The organism is Mucilaginibacter sp. P4_E8, assembly GCF_056401495.1.
Genome location: NZ_JBFUJG010000012.1, coordinates 43,525 through 61,733, shown reverse-complemented (window position 1 = coordinate 61,733; position 18,209 = coordinate 43,525). Strand labels below are relative to the sequence as shown.

Sequence of the window (18,209 nt, the reverse complement as noted above, 5' to 3'; positions counted from 1 at the left end):
TCGGCATTATTAGCTCACAAGTGACTGCTGGTTAATTTCGGGCGAAGAAGCAGGCTTATCGTTAAAATAGGTTAGATTGATGGATTCTAAAAGTTTGCCGATCCGAAAACCATAAATGTATGGCAGCTTAATATCGTTACTGCCAGGGGTCAATAATGCTACCAGCCAACCTTCGAAATCGAAAATAGGTGCGTCACTGCAACCTTTTTTAAGTCTATACGCTACCGTGATGTTATCATTGGCAATAAAGGCTATTTTAGGAAAAATTCCGGACGGGTGTCGGCAGAATTGAAGAAATAAGTTATTGCTGATACTTGCGCGTAATCCGGTTCCCGTCAAACAGCATATATAAACCATAAGTGGCTGTAGCTATAGCCACGCCAATTCCTAAAAAGCCCAGAAAAAAGCCGGGGGCGTAACGTGGGTTGTTCATCAGCCAGATGCTGATCAGCGCACAAAGGATGGTCCACGTCGCAATATAATAGTCGATCGTGCGGTTAAATATTTTAGCCATGGGGTAAAAATGCAGGCCGATGATCAGGGCCATCGCGGGTAGTATAAATTGCTGGTAGCCCGTCATAAATAACAGACCAGCGATTACGGGTATCGCCGTAAACTCGGCACCGAAAATGATGCCATAACGTCTTAACATAGCCTTTGCCATTGCTTTATCTGCTGCCTTGGTAAACTTCGGAAACCTCCGGGCAGTAATGAACAGTTTTATCCCGTAGCAAACAAATGTGGCACTTAGGGATGCGAAGAAGACCAACACCAGGTAGTGGTCCCGGCCGGCCAGGCCTCCCTGGGCAATGCCTGTCCACATCATGGTGAATAATGCCATCAGCAGCAGACTGCCGCCGATGGACTGAAGGGTGATACGGGGGATGGTAGCTGAATTCGTTGTCATAGCTTTGGGATTTTATAATTTAAAAATTGTTTTTCATTAAAAATAATGGCGCATGTACGAAATCATACCACCTTCCTGATTATGTTCAGAAATCCTCATAGGGAAACGAATAGGGAACCAAAGGTTTCCTGGGCAATAGCTCCGGCCTGATGCTGGCCTGGTATACGAAAGACGCGACAATGATCGCAGCTTGTTTGAGATCATCCATTGCCAGGTGATCATAAGTATCCAGGTTGGTATGGTGCGTACGTGTTTCATAATCCAGCGGGTCCTGTATAAACTGGAAGCCGGGGATCCCCGCCCAGTCAAAAGCGATATGATCCGTCGAACCGGTATTCTTCATCGTTACCGTGGTGGCCCCAATATCATAAAAAGGTTTAAACCATTGCTCAAAAATCGGCTTGACTGCTGCATTATTCTGCGTATAGATCCCACGGATTTTGCCAGTTCCATTGTCCAGATTGAAGTAAGCCGAAACGCCGGCCTGCTCCGGCTTTATCTGGAGCGTAGCTCCATCCCTGAAATGATTTTTAACATAGCCATATGATCCCAATACACCTTGTTCTTCACCTCCCCATAAGGCGATACGTATGGTGCGTTTGGGTTTCAGGTGCAGCGAGTCCAGCAGCCGCATGGCCTCCATCATCACCACGCAGCCCGCCGCATTATCTGTAGCGCCGGTAGCCGCCTCCCAGGAATCAAGATGTGCACCCAACATAACTACCTGTGATTTCAGTTTGGGATCTGTGCCGGAAATCTCGGCAATCACGTTATACCCTTTAGTATCCGCTGTTGAAAATTCGCCTTTGATGTTGACCTCCAGAGAAACCCGGACCCCGGATTCGATCAGCCGCTTCATCTTTTGCGCATCCTCAATACCTATGCTGACTTCGGGAAGCGTGTTATGAGATATTAGCTTAAAGCCATCATTAGATTGCGCCATGATATGGCCGTTGGCACTAAAACTGGTGGTGTAAATTGCGCCTAATACCCCTACATCCTTTTTGATCTGGCTGATCCTTGCCAATGTTTTAAAAAGGGCAGGGAATGACCTGGTCAGCGAATCGGGTACCATAAAGGTGTCCCCCATATTGGCCAGTTCGGTATCCGAAAGCCTGCTTGTTACCGGGCCGGAGATATCTTTTTCACTCAATGGGGCGCCTGGGTTCAGGAGAAACTTCCCTTTAAGTAACGCCGCGTGTGTTTTAAGGTACACTGTGTCTCTGGACTGCTTCCGAGTCAGTATGATCACGTCACCCTTTAGCGGGCCGTCAGTATTGGCGCCCCAGGGCTCGGGGTAGCCGGCGATCAGCTGGTTGTAAGGCGCTCTCATGCTGATACTGAAATCCCGGATCTCCCATTGTTTGCCGAACTCTCCCCATGACTCCAGTCCGGCATTCGCCAGGCGCCATTTTTTCATCGTGGCGACCGCCCAGCGGCTTGCCCTTTGATAACCAGGCGAAGCGGTAAGCCGTGGTCCGGAAATATCTGTTAAATAATAGGCGATCTGCGGAATTTGCGAACTGGAAAGTTCGGCTTTTCTAATCCTGTTAAACACTGCAGTATCAACATCTTCCTGCTGAGCATATGTCTTCAGGCAGGAAAGCATGATTATGGTTGCGGTTAGTTTATAAAAAAGTGATTTCATGTTTCAAATTTTAGTGCAATAAGCTGCGGCTGCAAATTAAAAGATCCGGACAACTGAAAATTGTACCGGATTAGCGTTCCCTGATCTTTTTGGCACCGGATGTCGATCAGAGTTTCTTTACCATGCGGACGGAGCAGTAGTGATGACCCGAGTTCCCCAGTGGGTGTGTGAGATAGGTGAAGCCCGTTTGCTCATAAACGAAAATAGCCGCATTTAGCTCGGGCATGGTTTCCAGGTACATATGCGTATAACCCGCCAGCTGAGCTGACGAAAAGCAAATGGTCAATAATTTTTTCCCGATCCCTTTTCCGCGTGCACCGGCATGCAGGTAAAGTTTAACCAGTTCACAATAGCCATCAGGAAGGCCCTCGGTGGGATAAATACCGGCACCACCGATCAGTATATTGTTTTCTTCCGCTACCCAGTAACCGGAACCTTCCACCGTGAAAACCTCTGAAAGTGAATCCAGTTCTTTGTCAAAAAAAGCGGTTCCTGGTTTATTGGCGTCAAATTCGGTTAATACCTGCCTGATCAGACCAGCTATAGTTTTGTTATCACGGGGCTCAATAGGCCTGATGGTTATAGTATCCATGGTGCGCTGTATTTTCAGCAAAAATCCGGAAAAGGCACCTTCAGAAAATAGTATAGGATTAGCGTATGGCGGAGCGGTTATATACGGCGGTATTGTTTGGGCCGCATTCCGGTAACCAGGGTAAAAGTTTTAATAAAATGAGCCTGATCTGTAAATCCGCACTGGTAGGCAACCTCAGTTAAAGAATACCGGTTTGACCTGATCAGTTTTAATGCGCTGTCAACTTTGATCCGGCGGATGTAATCACCCAGCGTACAACCAAAATATTTTGAAAAGTATTTAGAAAGCGTAACCGGATGGATATCTAACAACCCGGCGAATTCCACCAGCGACCAGGGATGATTCCATTGGTCATTTAAGACCTCTATGATCTTACGCGTCCAGTCCGGATAGTTATTCCGGGTAGTAACGGGGCTTGCCGTGATCAGTTCGACACAGAGCTGTTCCACCGAAATCCTGCTGTGCTGATCCTGCCAGTAATGCTCTTTAAGAATTCTTAACAATCCCACAGTGTTTACCTTTAACCTGTCAGAGAACATCTGCTCTTCCGCCGGCATGTCCAGCGCGTGTTCTTTGAAGAAACCGCCCTCCAGTTCAATGTTAAATATCCGGGTGCCTGGCCGGTATTGCAGGTTCTGATGGGAAATGCCCGGGTAATAATAAAGGCCGTCGCCTGGCTGTTGCCATCGGGAAACACCTCCTCTGATCTCTTTGCTACCGCCGGATAAGATATGCGAATAATGCGGGTTCTGGTGATAATGCCAGTCGGAGCCAAAGCCTTCGGGGAAAACCGTTTCAGTAGTCAGGATCCCGCCAAAAGCCTGCTCCCTTATTTTAGTACCCACATAACAACCTTTTTCAAATTCAACCGGCTCTTTCATTCTTGATTCCGCAAATATATTTCAAAATTAAAACCCATAAAATTATCGCTTATTGCAGAATAAAACAATATTAACACGCCTGTTACTATACATTTCAGACATTTTGACCACCTCAGCAAAAACTATCTGTTACTCCCGTTTTTATACACCCTCATCGCAAAGACATAAGCTACGAGCATAATTCCGAACCACCAGGCGAGGGCAACCCATATGGTATGGCCTACCGGCTGGTTGGAAAGCAAGGCCCGGATGGTCTCCACGACTGGGGTTACCGGCTGATTTTCGGCAAAGGCGCGAACACCCGCCGGCATCGATCCGGTAGGCACAAACGCCGAGCTGATTAACGGCAGGAAGTGGATCGGGTAGGCAATCACACCTGCGCCATCCACCGAATTTGCAGACAATCCGGCAATCGCGGCGATCCATGTCAGGGCCAGTGTGAACAGCGCGAGTATACCGGCCACGGCAAGCCATGACAATACTCCTGCCGGTGAGCGGAAGCCCATTAAAAGCGCTATGAGAATAATGACGACAAGCGAGATCACGTTGGATAACAGCGAGGTCAGCACATGTCCCCATATCGCGGCCGAACGCGCGATCGGCATGGAATGGAAACGCTCGAATATGCCCCGTTGTTTATCTAAAAACAGCCGGTAAGACACATAGCCAACACCATTTGCAATGGCAATGAGCAATATGCCGGGCAACAGGTAATTCACATAGTTTGCTGTGCCGGTTTTTATGGCGCCGCCTAACACATAAACAAACAATAACATCATCGCTATCGGCATGATCGTAACGGTGATGATGGTGTCCAGGCTGCGAAGAATATGGCGCATGGAACGCCCGAGCATAACACTCATATCCATGAAAAAATAGTTCTTTATCTTTATTGTTTCCATTTTAATTTTCCTCCTTTTTGCCAATAATTGTAAGAAATATCTCTTCCAATGTCGGCTGTTTTTCAATGTATTCCACTTTTGCCGGTGGGAACAGCTTTTTTAACTCCGCGAGTGTGCCGCTAACGATAATCCTGCCCCCATGTAAAATGGCGATCCGATCGGCCAGCTGTTCAGCCTCGTCCAAATACTGCGTGGTCAGGAATACCGTTGTGCCGTTGCCGGCCAATTCTTTGACGATCTTCCAAACTTCCAGACGTGCCTCGGGGTCAAGTCCCGTGGTCGGCTCGTCGAGAAAAATAACCTGCGATTCTCCAACAAGGCTCATGGCGATGTCCAATCTGCGGCGCATACCGCCCGAATAGGTGGAAACCCCGCGGTCGGCGGCACCGGTCAGGCCAAAGCGGTTCAGCAGATCATCCGCCACCTGGCGCGGATTTTTGAGGTGCCGCAGCCTGGCGATCATGATCAGGTTTTCCCGCCCGGTCAATATCTCGTCTACGGCGGCAAACTGCCCGGTCAGGCTGATCGAAGCTCGTGCATGGTCGGGTTTTGATATAACATCAAATCCGTTTATGGCGGCGGTCCCGCTGTCCTGTTTGAGCAGTGTGGTGAGGATTTTCACAATCGTTGTTTTGCCCGCGCCGTTGGGGCCGAGCAGGGCGAAAATGCTGCCTGTTTTTACTTCAAAATCCACTCCAGTAAGCACAGGGACATTTTTATAGGATTTCTTTAATCCTTTTACCGAAATGGCTATTTCATTTGGTGACATATTTTTACCTCCTTATGCTGTTAACAATGTGATACCCGTTAAATCCGCTTTTCCGTTTTTCAAAAAAGCATAGCTCAAATTATCCGCTTTGCAGTCCATAAACTGGATCCGTTTTAATCTCCTGTTGTTTTTAAAGAAAGTGTTAATAAGGGTTGAATTTTGGAATGTCACCCGGGTAAATACGCAGTTTTCAAAGTAGCAGTCCTCCAATGTACCTTCGAAAACGATATCGGCCAGCTGTGAATCAATAAAGGAGCTGCGATTCCACACCGCATTTGCAATTGTATTATTCCCAAAGCCTCCGGATTTAAACACCATTCCGGTAAAATCGACGCCGGAGAAATCGCCGCCTTCGATATAGCTCCTTGAAAATTCAGTTTCTTTCAATGAACAGTTCTTAAATATATTTTTGGCTAAGTGGGAGTTCTGAAAGTGGCTGCTGCTGATATCAGAATTGGAGAAGTCACAGCTTTCCACATGATTGCTTTTTAGCAGCAATCCCGACAGATCTGCACCGACAAACAGGCATCGCTGCATATTAGAGTATATAAATTTTTCATGCAGGTTTTTCAACCCGGAAAAGTCAGTGTCCACGAGGTTCTCACGTGACATATCCCAGCTAAGCTTTTTCTTTTGCGCTCCGGATGGCAATTCCGTTGATTGTTTTGTCAAAGGCTCAATCAATATAACTTCATCATCCGCGGATGGGAAGTTTTCTGAAAAATAGTTCAGGTCAACACCCAGAATTTCCGCAAGCCGGTTAAATGTAGTAATGTCCGGACTTGATTCTCCCCGTTCCCATTTCCCAACGGCCTGTGGGCTGATAAATAGAAACCCGGCAAGTTGCGCCTGAGACATATTGAGTTTCTTTCGCGCTTCAGCAATTTTATTGCCGATCATTTTAGTATTTAACATAGTGCTATCTTTTATTTATTTTTTCGACAAGCAAAGATATACGGACTCATTTCCAGAAACCCTAAAAATGAGGACACGATTAGTTGTATTTACGCTACTTATAGTTGTTTGTTATTGAATAACCAATAGTTGTGTTTGCCGGAATTCAAATACGATCGATTGATCGACGTAACAGCGCCTTGGCGAAAAAGCATTGTGTGTACATTATGCCCGTTTCACCCAGCGAGCTAAGGGCATCGTTCACTTCCGAAGCATACCAAGCTTTGGTATCAATTATTATCAGTTTTTATCCGCTAACAGCAATTGTAGATTGGTAACCGTACAATCTATTAAATTCCCCGTTCGGTAAATAATATTTCTTTTCCAGGAAAAATTGCTGGCGGATGATTACTATTGATCTTCTCTGTTTTTGTTTCCATCATCTTAGCCTTTAAAGGCTATAATCTAAAGATAATCTACTTTCCATAGCTGTTTAATTTTGATGTGCTCTTTCAAAATAAGGGACTTTAGTAGATTTTATTTTGTATTACCCTTGGGCTCATGCTGCTTTAAGTTTTAAAGGATATGGCCGGCCTGTATTACGGTTCACTGGGACACCGCGCCGGACTTTTATTTCGATTCGGTGAGCCAGATCCGGATGGACCGCTGGTCAAAAGGCAGGGTCATCTTGCTGGGTGACGCGGCCTTTTGTGCCTCCCCGATGTCAGGCATGGGCACCAGCATGGTCGTCATCGGGGCCTATATTTTGGCAGGGGAATTGAAACAGGCAAATGGCAATCATGCCATCGCTTTTCCTAAATACGAAACAGCCATGCGCCCGTTGGTTTCCGCCTGCCAGAAGCTGGCCTAAGGAGCCGAATGGTTTGTGCCGCAAACCCGGTTCAAACTTTGGATGAGCCAGCAGATCTGGAAGCTATTGCCGTATACGCCCTGGAAAAATATGATGATCGAAATGCCGCTGAAAGCAGCCAATTCCATCAGCTTGCCGGAATACGCCAGTTAGCCATCGTCTTTTCCAAAGCTACCTGCTGCGCTGCCGGTACCGAAGACCCTTCTACCCGGAGTACGGTGACGTCGGTCATCCCCAGAAACTTCAGAATATGCCTTAAATAAGGCTCTACAAAGTCAAAAGCTTTCATTTCGCCCCCGGAGTAAACCCCTTTCGAACTGATGGCCAGGTAGACTTTTTTATGATGGACCAGTCCTTCAGGTCCGTGTTCGCCAAACCGGATGGTGCGGCCGCCGCGGACAATTTGATCGATCCAGGCTTTTAAAGTGGAATGGATATGGAAATTATAAACCGGGACGCTGATCACGATAATATCGGTCTCCATGATTTCGCTGATGGCTTCCTCCGATGGCCGGATGTCGGTGGTCTGTCCGGCGGTCCGGTTTTCCGGGCGCTTAAAGAAGGGATCCAGATGGGCCTGATCTAAATGCGCGAAGGGCAGTTGGGTGAGGTCGTGTACTTTTACCGTACGATCGGGCGTTGCTGTTTGTAGTTTTTCAATAATGGCCCGGCCTAATCGGGTACTGAAGGAGGCTTCGCCGCGCGGGCTGGAAATAATGTGCAGAATGTTTTTCATAAGTTATCTTTTAAGGTGGTTATTTCGGTTAATTCCAGGGGCAGCAGCTTCTTGGTTTTCAGGCAGGTCAGCCCCACGATCACCAGGCTGAGCCCGCCGCCGAACAAGACGGCAGGAAATCCCGGTAGGCTAAAGCGGTGAAACCTGCCCTCATGACCAGAAACCTTTAACCCTGATCTGCCTGGGTAAATAGCCCAGCGTTTTCAGTAAAGTGCGCAGCTGACTGACCAGCGTGTCGTTACCCGCCAGGTAAAAACTGGTATGTTCCGCGCAATAGCCTTGTGCCCCGACCCAATCCGACAACGCTCCGCGGCTGCCGACGGCCTGCAGGCCGGAACCGAAATAGGCACGCAGCAAACCATGGTGTTTCACTTCGGATAGCAGCACCGCAGCGCAGAAACGGCTGCTCAGTAAGGTCATTTGCTGCAGGGCCAGGAGGTGACCAAGGCTGCTCTCATCGCCCAAACCCACCACCAAATGCGTGGGGTCGGGCGCCTGACGGGTCGTGTCGGTCTTGAAGTACTGAATGGTATCGTTTCGTTCCAATCCCCTGGCCCACCTGCTTCCCGGCCCTTCGTGGGCAACATCCACCAAAATGCTGCAAGTATGCGTTTCGGCGTCCCAACCAAACGGAGTGTAATCCCGGTAGCAAAGATCGGCTACCCGCAGCTTGATATAAGGCACTTCGTTCCAGGCCTGCATATCGGCAAAGGGCAGGTGCAGGTCGACCTCGATGAGGGTCGCCGGCTCCCAGGGCCGCACGTCGAGGACACGGCCGGTCTTCAGTAGTTGCGGTTCAATGAACCTGCCGGCCTTTTTCTTAATATGATGTAAAATGGATGTTTCCATGTGGTCTGTTTTTAACAGTACAAAGAAACCCGCTTTTTAAGCGCGATAAAATAGCGACTTCGGGGTAATGATAGGACTATTTGCGGTATTGCTCCCGGAAAGCGATAGCAGAGCCACCCGTTACTTTACGAAAGAAACGGGAAAAATAAGAATGATCGGCATAACCCAGCGTGTGGGCGATCTCCTTTACATTGAGCTGACTATAATATAATAAGCGTTTAGCCTCCATCATTACTTCCTGCTGTATCCAGTAGCTCACCGGGAACCCTGTTGTTTTTTTAAGGGCTTCGTTCAGGTACGATTCCGACACGTTGAGTTTGGCCGCATAGACAGCCGGGCTTTTTACCGTCCGCACTTCCGCCACCAGCAGGTTTTTGAACCGGCTGGTCAATTCTGCGGGCCGCGATACTTTTAAACTGGCACCCGAAAGCCCATGGTAAGAGCCTGCCGCTATGGCCAGGAACGATTGCAGTAAAGCATGGATCACCGGTACATAAAACGGGTCGGTATCGTCCCCATCGCATTTTTTATGTAGCAATGCCAATAGATGATGGTATTGCTGCAGCTCGTCTGCGGTAAGCATACAAGGTTGCTGCAACTGCAGCCTGCTTTCAAAAACTTTGCGGCATTCCGGCGGTATCAGCGCCGTATCAACCGCAATGAACCAGCCTTCGGCTGCCTCGTTGCGGATACGGTGATGTACCTGCGTGGGCAGGATATAATAGAGCATACTTCCTGATAACACGATCTCATGGAAATCGATCATCAGTGAACCAGAACCGTTCTCCAGCACAAAAAAGATATAATGGTCATCCCGGTGAGCGCCCAGCGTTTCGGCTTTATCGGCCGACGGATCACCTTTTTTAAAGTACTGGAGCTGTAACCCCAGGCTGGTTCTGTCCTGTAATAAATGTACCGGAATGTCCTTCATCATCCAAAAGTAGTCAATTTGCGTTTACCTGCTCAGCTGCATTGCACAACCATCCTTTTGCCATCACCGCCTGCCCGTTCCCAGGCCGTTGCAATAGCCGATAAGGGTACTACCTCGGTATCGATAATCAGTTTACCTTCAACCGCCAGCCGGAATATTGCCGGAACTATTTCCGTAAAAAGGGAGGCCATCCCATCCTTACTCATACTACCACCGCCCGAGCCGTAAAGTTCCAGACCGGTGCTCTGTAATACCGCTCCCGGCAATTGTATCGTCGATCCTGCCATTTCGCCGATATGGATATAACGGGTGACTTAGTAACTAGGACATCGAAGTGGTCGCCTCCAGCCAAACTCCTCCAGCCAAACACCTTCTGATGTAACGTCATTTTCGCTAAATGTCTAACATTATCTTCGCAAACGGACAGCTGTAAATAACATCTTTTGATGTCGCTTTTTTACATTTACTGTCATTATTCACAGGTCATTATACACTTTATTCAAATATGGTCATACACTTTGTTTCTTATTGATCACGCATTTATTATTTTGTGCGGTCTTGTCAGTAGATCATGAAAAACTATTCCATTCCTTTTAGCACTAATGGCCCCTATCCTGTTCGTGAAGGCAACCGGCTGTTGCCACTAATCGACGGCGAACCCGCATTCCGCCGGATATGTGAAGCCATCGAAGCGGCCGAAAACAGTGTCTGGGTTACGATCACTTTTCTGTGGGCCAGCTTTGAAATGCCGGATGGACGCGGCAGTGTCTTTGACGTTTTAGACCTGGCAGCCGTCCGGGGTGTTGATGTGCGGCTCATCTGCTGGCGGCCGGATGACGAGACATCCTGGCTACGGGATAACGCGTTCTGGGGAGCAGCGGAACATTTTGAGTTGTTGAACGGACGGCTGTCCGGTGTCAAGATCCGCTGGGACCGTGCGCAGCCCGGCTTTTGCCAGCACCAGAAAAGCTGGCTTGTGGATGGAACTGCCTTTGTCGGCGGTATCAACCTTAACCCGCATTCCGTCGTAATGCCCGGCCATTTGGGTGCAGGGCAAAATCATGATGTTTACGTTGAAATTCAGGGCCCTGCGGTGATCGACGTTCAGCACAATTTTGTACAACGCTGGAATGGAGCGAGTGAACGCCTGGAACGGGACGGCTGCTGGGGAAAGGGAAGCGAAACCGACCTCAGCTTCCCTGATCGCGTTCCGGGAGCATGCGGCCAGGTGACCATACAGCTGCAACGAACAATGCCGGGCGGCGAGCGCGCTAATTTTGAGCAGTACGTGGCGGCGATCAATGCCGCGGGCAGAACGGTCTATATGGAAAACCAGCACGTGGACGTGCCGGAGATCATCGATAGCCTGCATCGGGCGCTTCAGCGTGGTGTCACCATCGTATTACTGATGCCTGCCGCACCTAACAATGCCCTCAGGCCGCTGCGGAAATTCGGCAACTTTATATTAGCCGGCATCGCCGGTCTGTCAGCCGACGGCAGGCGTCAGCCGGTCCATGTACACGCTAAGGTGATGCTGATTGACGATGAGTGGGGTACGGCCGGTTCGTGTAATTTACATCATTTCTCGCTATTCGGGAACAGTGAACTGAATGCTGCCTTCTACGATCCTGCTACCGTCAGGGCTTTTCGTTCGAACTTGTTCCTGGAACACCTTGGTCTGGATACTTCAGATATGGATGACAGGACTGCGCTGCAACTATTCCGCAGGATCGCGAAGGAAAACCGCGTCCGGTCTGACGTCCATGATTACCAATGGCAGGGCATTGCTTATGAGCAGCATTAAATCATTTCATGCTGATCAAAGCCACTTAGAGACAAATACCAACGCAAGTTTTTCTAACTATCAGGATGATTATCTATGAATAAAGTGTATGATGACCTGTGAATAATTACATTTACTGTAAATCATATAAGGTAAGTTTACAATTTTCACACAAGAAGAGTTTACGAAAAAATAGTCAGTACGGGTCTTACTACTCAAAAGCAATTTTGCGATACCTATTTCTAACTATTTCCTGTTATTAAAGCTTACGAGGAAATCAAGTCGGGTAATCAGGTTATGAAGATATCAACGGCCAGTATTCATTGCTGGAAATAACTTAATGATATGCGGTGGGGCTTGACGCCGGGTCAATTGATATATGGATATCCTATGCAGACGTTGCTTATCGGTTAGGCCAAGGCCACATCCATTCATTTTGCATTAGCCTGGTCCCTACCGGAATACGGTTTCTTTTTTTAAGATTAAAGTAAAATAAATGCGTTCCGTATCTCACCCCCGGAACGCACCACATCGTGTTCAACTAAATCCCAGATCATGTATCTAAGTTCTTTGGAGCATCATTCCGATCGAAGGCTTTTCACCGGGTTGGTCAATGCCGCCTTGATGCTGTGATAACTAACGGTGAGTAGCGTAATGAAGATAGCACCTGCTCCTGTCAGCGCAAATACCCACCAGGACAGTCCTGTACGATAGGTATAATGCTGCAGCCACTGGTGCATGAAATACCAGGAAACAGGAACGGCGATGAGCAATGCGATACCCACAAGGATAACAAAATCCTTGGACAATGAACCCCAGATGCTCATCACCGATGCACCCAGCACTTTTCGTATCCCGATCTCTTTGATACGCTGTTCTGCTACAAAAGATGCCACACCGAATAATCCAAGGCAGGATATGAAGATAGCGAGTACGGCGAACACGGAGGCCAGCTTTCCGGTACGTTCTTCCGCTATGAACTTTTGCGCATATTCACTATCCGCGAACTTGTAATTAAACGGAGCATCCGGTGCGAATTTTTTAAAGACCGCTTCGATCCTGGCTAATGCTCCGGAGGCAGGCATACCGGAATTAAGTTTTAAATTGACCACATTGAATGACCGCTCCCGGGCATCCATTAAAAACACCACTGGCGTAATGGGGTCAAAAGGTGAGGTCATCACCATGTCTTTGACGACACCCAATACTTTCCAGTCTTTTCCGTGCCATTTAATGGTTTCGTTCAATGGTTCTTTCAATCCCATCTGTTTGATGGCCGCTTCATTGAATAAAAAGCCTGATGAATCGCTCAGAAACCGCCTGGAAAAACTCCGGCCTTCTTTCATTTTCCAGCCCACCACGCTGCCGAAATCAGGGTCGACCAGCACCGTGCCGAATACCTCCTGGCGGTTAGGGTCTTTACCTTTCCAGCTCAGGTTATCTGCCGATGACCAGACGCCGGTTGCGGGATTGGAGGATGCCGATACGCCGGATACCGCGCCGGTCCTTAACAGTTCCTCACGGAAAGCGCTGTATCCCTTTATAGCGTTATAGGGGATAGATAACAGGTTGTCCCGGGTATAACCAACCGGCCTGTCCTTTGCAAATTCAATTTGCTTGAAAACTACGATAGTCCCGATGATTATGGTAACTGAAACAGCGAATTGAATGACCACCAATATTTTACGGGGTATGGCAGCCGCAGGGCCTGCTTTGAACGTGCCCTTTAATACTTTCACCGCATTAAAGGATGACAAATAGATCGCCGGGTAACTGCCTGCGACCAGCGCGGTGAAAAGGCAAAAACACAAGCATATCAGCCAGACGAGCGGGTCAGTCCAGATCAGGTGCAGTTGCTTGCCCGAGACATCGTTAAAAAACGGCAAAGCCAGCCAGGCCAGCAGTACAGCGATCAGGAATGACACAGCAACGATCAAAAAGGATTCACTGAGGAATTGGGCAACCAACTGACCGCGCAATGAGCCGATAGCTTTGCGTATCCCCACTTCTTTGGCGCGTTTTTCACTCCGGGCCGTGCTCAGGTTCATAAAGTTGATGCAGGCCAGCAAAAGCACGAACAGGCCGATGATGCCGAAAAGCCATACGAACTGTAGCCGCCCTGCAATGGCAACGCCGTTTTTGAATTCATATAGGTGCCATTCGCGCATCGGGAATAGGAAGAGGGCGGGCCTGGCGGCATCTTTCGAATGCGCATACAGGATATTTTGAATTTTACTTGAAACCTGGTGCAGGTCGCTACCCTGATTTAGCAAGGCATATACCTGGAATGAACTGTCATACCAGTTATGCATATCTCCGCCATTTTGATACAGCAGACCTACAGGTGCTATAAAATTCACGTTGCTGAACTGCGTATTCTGGGGCAGGTCCCGGTATACCCCGGTTACCTGCACCAGGTAAGCATCGTTAAGCTTGATCGTTTTATTGATCGGGTCGGCCCCGCCAAATATGGCCCGGGCCATTGATTCGTTGATCAATACTGTTCCGGGTGTTTTAAAGGACGTTTCCGATCCTCTGATCATATTCAGGGTGATAATATCTGTCATGGCAGGTTCAGCATAACAGCCGGTCCTGGAAAAAGCATGGTTGTTATAGCTGATGTTCTGCTCGGTAGTAACGGTCGAGGCCACTTGCTTAAAGTCGCTGCCGTATTGATCCCGGAGTTCCGCTGATAATGGCAAAGGCAGCGAGGACTGCGTGAACTGGCCACCTCCGGCATTGACATTGGCTAAAACCTGTACAATGCGGTCATAATTCATATTGGACTTATCGTAGGAGACTTCGTCCCATATCCATAAACCGATCAGCATAGCCACAGCCATACCAACGGCAAGGCCGGCAATATTGATGAACGAAGAGGCTTTGTTCCTGGTCGTATTTCGCCAGGCGATCTTTAAATAATTCTTAAACATATGATTGCGGTTTATCCGGTTCGAAATTAACGCTGCGGGCCGGTAACCATATGTCAAATTATAAGATGGTAGTTGTTTTTTGTATGCTGCAGGCGTTTTCCCCGTCAGCTGTTTGAATGCGCGGTGAAAAGTGCTGGGCGAGTTAAAACCGGAATCATAAGCTATACCCTGCAAGGTGAGGTGATCAAAAGCCGGGTCCTGCATCTTGCGGGCTACATCGGCTACGCGGTACTCATTGACAAAGTCATTGAAGCTTTTTTTAAGCACGGTATTGATGATCGCGGACAATTCGTGGGTCGTCAGCCCAAGCTTTTCGGCCAGTGTGGTCAAACTGAGTTCCGGGTCTTTGTAATAAGCACCATTCTTCACCATTTGTTTAAGCCAGCTGGCTTTATGCTTAAATTCATCCGGAGATGGTAGTTTCAAAAAATAGGGTTCATCTGCTGGCGAGTTCATTTCGGGCTTTAAGATCACCATTCCGGCCGTTCCTATCGCCGGGGCTGCCAAAAGGAGCCATAAAGGGTAAAATAACAGGTGTGATTGACTATTGTGGTATAAACATGCGATGATAGAAAGCGTTATCCACCATAGCCATAAAAAGGCGAAACCTGTCACCAAATTATTCAGCCACCGCAATTTCAGCCGGTAACGGTCGCCGCCTTTAAATTTCAACGCCAGGGAAAAGTCTTTGATCAGCTTGTGAGCGGCATACCAATAGCCGCAAACCGAAATAAATACCAGGGATGGGAACACCGTGTTCAGTCCCGGAAAGCGTGGCGTATAGAAAATACCAACGCCGGCTTCTACCAGCAAAGGGCAGAAATGCAACAGGTCGCGGGAACGAAATTTATAGTCTGGCTTTGTTATGCTCCATACATAAAAATAGAGGAGCGGGCCTAAGGCCAGCGAGAATTGCGGTACTTCCAGACGAATATCAGTGTTCAAAGCCCGGATCATCTCACTAACGGTAATCATAAGGATCAGGCCAAGTATCCTGTTTGCAGCCTTGTTGCCCTTTGGGGTAAGTAACAACATCAGGCCGAACGCGAGCCCGACAGATATCGTTCCCAGGAAAGCCAGGTCATAAAGATTGATATGGAAGGTATGCGATTTCAAGGTGTTTACTCAAATCAATCATTGTTCCAAAATTATAAAAAATTGATAAACAGTTACATATATAATCTTGATTGAATCGACTGTAACAGATACGAACATGGGTATGTGCGGTTTTGGATTATAAAATCTTGTTGTGTGAGAAGTGTACCGCACCGAATCAAAAATTCCATGCACTTTTTACCGCCGATTATTCTGAAGATACCAATGCATTGCCACAAACAGATTTTGCAGGCTTATCAAAATCTTTAGCACCGGACGCGCCTGCTTTATATGATGCAAACGGCAATTTGAATTGGGAAAATGGAACATGACAAAATCCATTGGCTAATACTTTCAATAAAAGCAACTGCTATTAGTGATAATATCAGAAGCAACAGGGTGCTCAGTTATACTATTATAAAAAGCTTAAATATTCAAAGCAAAAACGCCTTACCATAACCATGAGGTGTTTTTATGCACGAGAGCGTGCTTAAACTTCTGTCACTGCGCCGGTCAATTTCTGCTCGTTCAGATCGCGGTGCATGCTACCCCAGTCTGCCATCGCGTTGAGCATGGGCTGCATCGTATGGCCCAATTCGGTAATTTCATATTCTACCCGTGGTGGTACTTCTGCATAGACAATCCGGCGTACGATGCCATCCTGCTCCAGTTCACGCAACTGGGCGACCAGCATCCTTTCGGAAATGCCTTCAATGGACTTTTTTAGTTCATTATAACGCATTGTCCCATAGACCAGGCGGCACAAAATGGCAGGTTTCCATCTGCCACCAATTACGCGTAAGGCTACTGCCATGCCACAGGTATCAATGATGTGTTTTTCATTCAAAGCGTTGGTGGAATTCTCTTTTCTCATTGCTTACTTTTTTGTTAGTACCTAACAATTTGTTGCTTGCTTGCAAAGATACAAAGCTGGCTGTAGGTTTGTATGATAATCTGAAACACAAATAAAAATCAAGATGAAAAAACTAGCAAATAAAACAGCTCTGGTAACCGGTGGCAGCCGTGGCATCGGTGCCGCGATCGTACGCCGTTTAGCTGCCGAAGGCGCAAACGTAGCGTTTACCTATGCCCGCTCTGCCGAAAAAGCTGAGGCTTTAGCCGCAGAGGTCAACGCAGCCGGCGGCGGCCGTGCTATCGCCATTGCAGCTGACAGCGCCCAGGCAGCTGATATTATAGGCGCCGTGAACAAAACCGTCACCGGGTTCGGTGGCCTTGATATTCTGGTGAACAATGCCGGGATCTACATTGGTAAAGATTTTCAGGAGCACACGATCGAAGAATATGACCAGGTGATGTCGGTGAATGTAAAGGCGGTATACGTAGCCGCGTTGGAAGCCGTGAAACACCTCCAGCCAGGCGGACGCATCATCACGATCGGCAGCAATATGGGTGACAATGCCATCGGGCCGCAAACCACCTTATATACCATGAGCAAATCAGCGCTGCAAGGCTTTACGCGCGGACTCGCCCGCGACCTGGGTCCGAAGGGGATCGCGGTAACACTAGTACAACCCGGCCCGACGGACACGGATATGAACCCGGCTGATACCCCTTTCGCTGACTTTGCGCGCAGCCGGATGGCACTTGCCAATTATGGCACAGTTGAGGATATTGCCGGTCTGGTCGCATTTCTCGCCAGTCAGGAAGGCCGGCAGATCACCGGATCATGGGTAACCATCGATGGAGGGATGAACGCCTGATCAGCAAAACTGACTGATCTCAAACAACAAAAAGCCGCCTCAAACTAACTGATGAGACGGCTTTTTGTTAGTTACTGAACCCGTTACCCACGTCGATGGAAACCGCATGGCTGATGGCATCATTGTAACCGCTGTTCTGCGGAAAACACCAGGACTTTCAGGCCAGGCTGCACTTGCCTGGCCGCTGCGATCAGCGCCTCTCCCCCACTGATCTTTTGCTGGTTACCGTCATCTTCAAAAGAAAGATCGGTGCGGTGGAGTTTTATACGACAGATGGATTTCACCCGGTTAATACAAAAAGAAGGCTGAAGCCAATGACTGAACTTATCCTGAATAAATATGCAAGGGGTAATGCTGTTTTGCGGGCCGGGAATAATTAGGATTTAATGATTTTGAATTGATGTCAATGTATAATACACGGATATCACCCCGCCCATAGAGAAGCTGCCAAGACGGCACCCCTGGTCTCCAGTTCGTCGAGCACCGCTTTGATGTCCGCAGCAAAAACCTCGTAATTGTAGCTACCATAAGGTTTATCGGACCTGTCGAAGCCACGCAGCGTGATGCCGATCACACGGATGCCGCGCTCCACAAAATACTGGTACTGGTAGTCATCCATGGCGTTGTTCAGCGGCAAGCTATGGATCAAAACAAGTGGTTTGCCACCCCGATGTCGGTCACATACAGGTTCACATTC

Annotated in this window: 18 protein-coding genes; 4 read left to right on the top strand and 14 right to left on the bottom strand. The window is 48.2% G+C overall.

Going from position 1 to position 18,209, the window contains the following annotated elements; all coding sequences use genetic code 11:
* Nucleotides 1-301: 301 nt before the first annotated feature.
* From AC1DRQ_RS07730 to AC1DRQ_RS07700, 7 genes are all read right to left on the bottom strand, one after another.
* Nucleotides 302-907 carry a hypothetical protein gene (locus AC1DRQ_RS07730; protein ID WP_477423390.1) on the bottom strand — a complete coding sequence of 202 codons (606 nt, stop codon included), beginning with the start codon at nt 905-907 and terminating at the stop codon, nt 302-304.
* An 85-nt stretch (nt 908-992) separates the two neighbouring features.
* On the bottom strand, nt 993-2,555 hold the full coding sequence (locus AC1DRQ_RS07725; protein ID WP_477423388.1) for a M20/M25/M40 family metallo-hydrolase: 1,563 nt from the start codon (nt 2,553-2,555) through the stop codon (nt 993-995).
* 106 nt (nt 2,556-2,661) lie between these two features.
* The gene (locus tag AC1DRQ_RS07720) at nt 2,662-3,147 is read right to left on the bottom strand and encodes a GNAT family N-acetyltransferase (RefSeq protein ID WP_477423387.1); all 486 of its coding nucleotides are present in this window, start codon (nt 3,145-3,147) and stop codon (nt 2,662-2,664) included.
* Nucleotides 3,148-3,224: 77 nt separating this feature from the next.
* A complete protein-coding gene (locus AC1DRQ_RS07715) occupies nt 3,225-4,028 on the bottom strand; it encodes a helix-turn-helix domain-containing protein (RefSeq protein ID WP_477423385.1) in 804 nt (267 codons plus the stop codon).
* Between the two features lie 122 nt (nt 4,029-4,150).
* Entirely contained in the window at nt 4,151-4,930 is a 780-nt protein-coding gene (locus AC1DRQ_RS07710) for an ABC transporter permease (RefSeq protein ID WP_477423383.1), read from the bottom strand.
* Nucleotide 4,931: 1 nt separating this feature from the next.
* The gene (locus AC1DRQ_RS07705) at nt 4,932-5,699 is read right to left on the bottom strand and encodes an ABC transporter ATP-binding protein (protein ID WP_477423381.1); all 768 of its coding nucleotides are present in this window, start codon (nt 5,697-5,699) and stop codon (nt 4,932-4,934) included.
* A 12-nt stretch (nt 5,700-5,711) separates the two neighbouring features.
* The gene (locus AC1DRQ_RS07700) at nt 5,712-6,614 is read right to left on the bottom strand and encodes a helix-turn-helix domain-containing protein (protein ID WP_477423379.1); all 903 of its coding nucleotides are present in this window, start codon (nt 6,612-6,614) and stop codon (nt 5,712-5,714) included.
* Between the two features lie 637 nt (nt 6,615-7,251).
* Here AC1DRQ_RS07700 and AC1DRQ_RS07695 point away from each other — a divergent pair.
* A complete protein-coding gene (locus AC1DRQ_RS07695; protein ID WP_477423377.1) occupies nt 7,252-7,464 on the top strand; it encodes an FAD-dependent monooxygenase in 213 nt (70 codons plus the stop codon).
* A gap of 127 nt (nt 7,465-7,591) precedes the next feature.
* On the opposite strand, the gene AC1DRQ_RS07690 is transcribed toward AC1DRQ_RS07695, so the two are convergent.
* The 4 genes from AC1DRQ_RS07690 to AC1DRQ_RS07675 form a co-directional block, all read right to left on the bottom strand.
* Nucleotides 7,592-8,200 (bottom strand): FMN-dependent NADH-azoreductase, encoded by a 609-nt coding sequence (locus AC1DRQ_RS07690; RefSeq protein ID WP_477423376.1) that lies wholly within the window; start codon nt 8,198-8,200, stop codon nt 7,592-7,594.
* Nucleotides 8,201-8,350: 150 nt separating this feature from the next.
* Nucleotides 8,351-9,049, bottom strand: a complete 699-nt coding sequence (locus tag AC1DRQ_RS07685; RefSeq protein ID WP_477423374.1) for an SIP domain-containing protein — start codon at nt 9,047-9,049, stop codon at nt 8,351-8,353.
* 76 nt (nt 9,050-9,125) lie between these two features.
* Nucleotides 9,126-9,983 (bottom strand): helix-turn-helix domain-containing protein, encoded by an 858-nt coding sequence (locus AC1DRQ_RS07680; protein ID WP_477423372.1) that lies wholly within the window; start codon nt 9,981-9,983, stop codon nt 9,126-9,128.
* Between the two features lie 29 nt (nt 9,984-10,012).
* Nucleotides 10,013-10,267 (bottom strand): hypothetical protein, encoded by a 255-nt coding sequence (locus AC1DRQ_RS07675; protein ID WP_477423371.1) that lies wholly within the window; start codon nt 10,265-10,267, stop codon nt 10,013-10,015.
* A gap of 284 nt (nt 10,268-10,551) precedes the next feature.
* Here AC1DRQ_RS07675 and AC1DRQ_RS07670 point away from each other — a divergent pair, with 284 nt between their 5' ends.
* On the top strand, nt 10,552-11,784 hold the full coding sequence (locus tag AC1DRQ_RS07670; RefSeq protein ID WP_477423370.1) for a phospholipase D-like domain-containing protein: 1,233 nt from the start codon (nt 10,552-10,554) through the stop codon (nt 11,782-11,784).
* A gap of 557 nt (nt 11,785-12,341) precedes the next feature.
* Here AC1DRQ_RS07670 and AC1DRQ_RS07665 read toward each other — a convergent pair.
* The gene (locus tag AC1DRQ_RS07665) at nt 12,342-15,812 is read right to left on the bottom strand and encodes an ABC transporter permease (RefSeq protein ID WP_477423368.1); all 3,471 of its coding nucleotides are present in this window, start codon (nt 15,810-15,812) and stop codon (nt 12,342-12,344) included.
* Between the two features lie 113 nt (nt 15,813-15,925).
* Between AC1DRQ_RS07665 and AC1DRQ_RS07660 the strand changes: the two genes are divergently transcribed.
* A complete protein-coding gene (locus tag AC1DRQ_RS07660) occupies nt 15,926-16,123 on the top strand; it encodes a hypothetical protein (RefSeq protein WP_477423367.1) in 198 nt (65 codons plus the stop codon).
* A gap of 158 nt (nt 16,124-16,281) precedes the next feature.
* On the opposite strand, the gene AC1DRQ_RS07655 is transcribed toward AC1DRQ_RS07660, so the two are convergent.
* Entirely contained in the window at nt 16,282-16,665 is a 384-nt protein-coding gene (locus tag AC1DRQ_RS07655) for a winged helix-turn-helix transcriptional regulator (RefSeq protein ID WP_477423366.1), read from the bottom strand.
* 103 nt (nt 16,666-16,768) lie between these two features.
* Here AC1DRQ_RS07655 and AC1DRQ_RS07650 point away from each other — a divergent pair, with 103 nt between their 5' ends.
* The gene (locus AC1DRQ_RS07650) at nt 16,769-17,512 is read left to right on the top strand and encodes an SDR family NAD(P)-dependent oxidoreductase (RefSeq protein ID WP_477423365.1); all 744 of its coding nucleotides are present in this window, start codon (nt 16,769-16,771) and stop codon (nt 17,510-17,512) included.
* A 424-nt stretch (nt 17,513-17,936) separates the two neighbouring features.
* Here AC1DRQ_RS07650 and AC1DRQ_RS07645 read toward each other — a convergent pair whose 3' ends face one another.
* Nucleotides 17,937-18,131: an alpha/beta fold hydrolase gene (locus AC1DRQ_RS07645; RefSeq protein WP_477423363.1), complete on the bottom strand. Its 195-nt coding sequence runs from the start codon at nt 18,129-18,131 to the stop codon at nt 17,937-17,939.
* Nucleotides 18,132-18,209 lie beyond the last annotated feature (78 nt).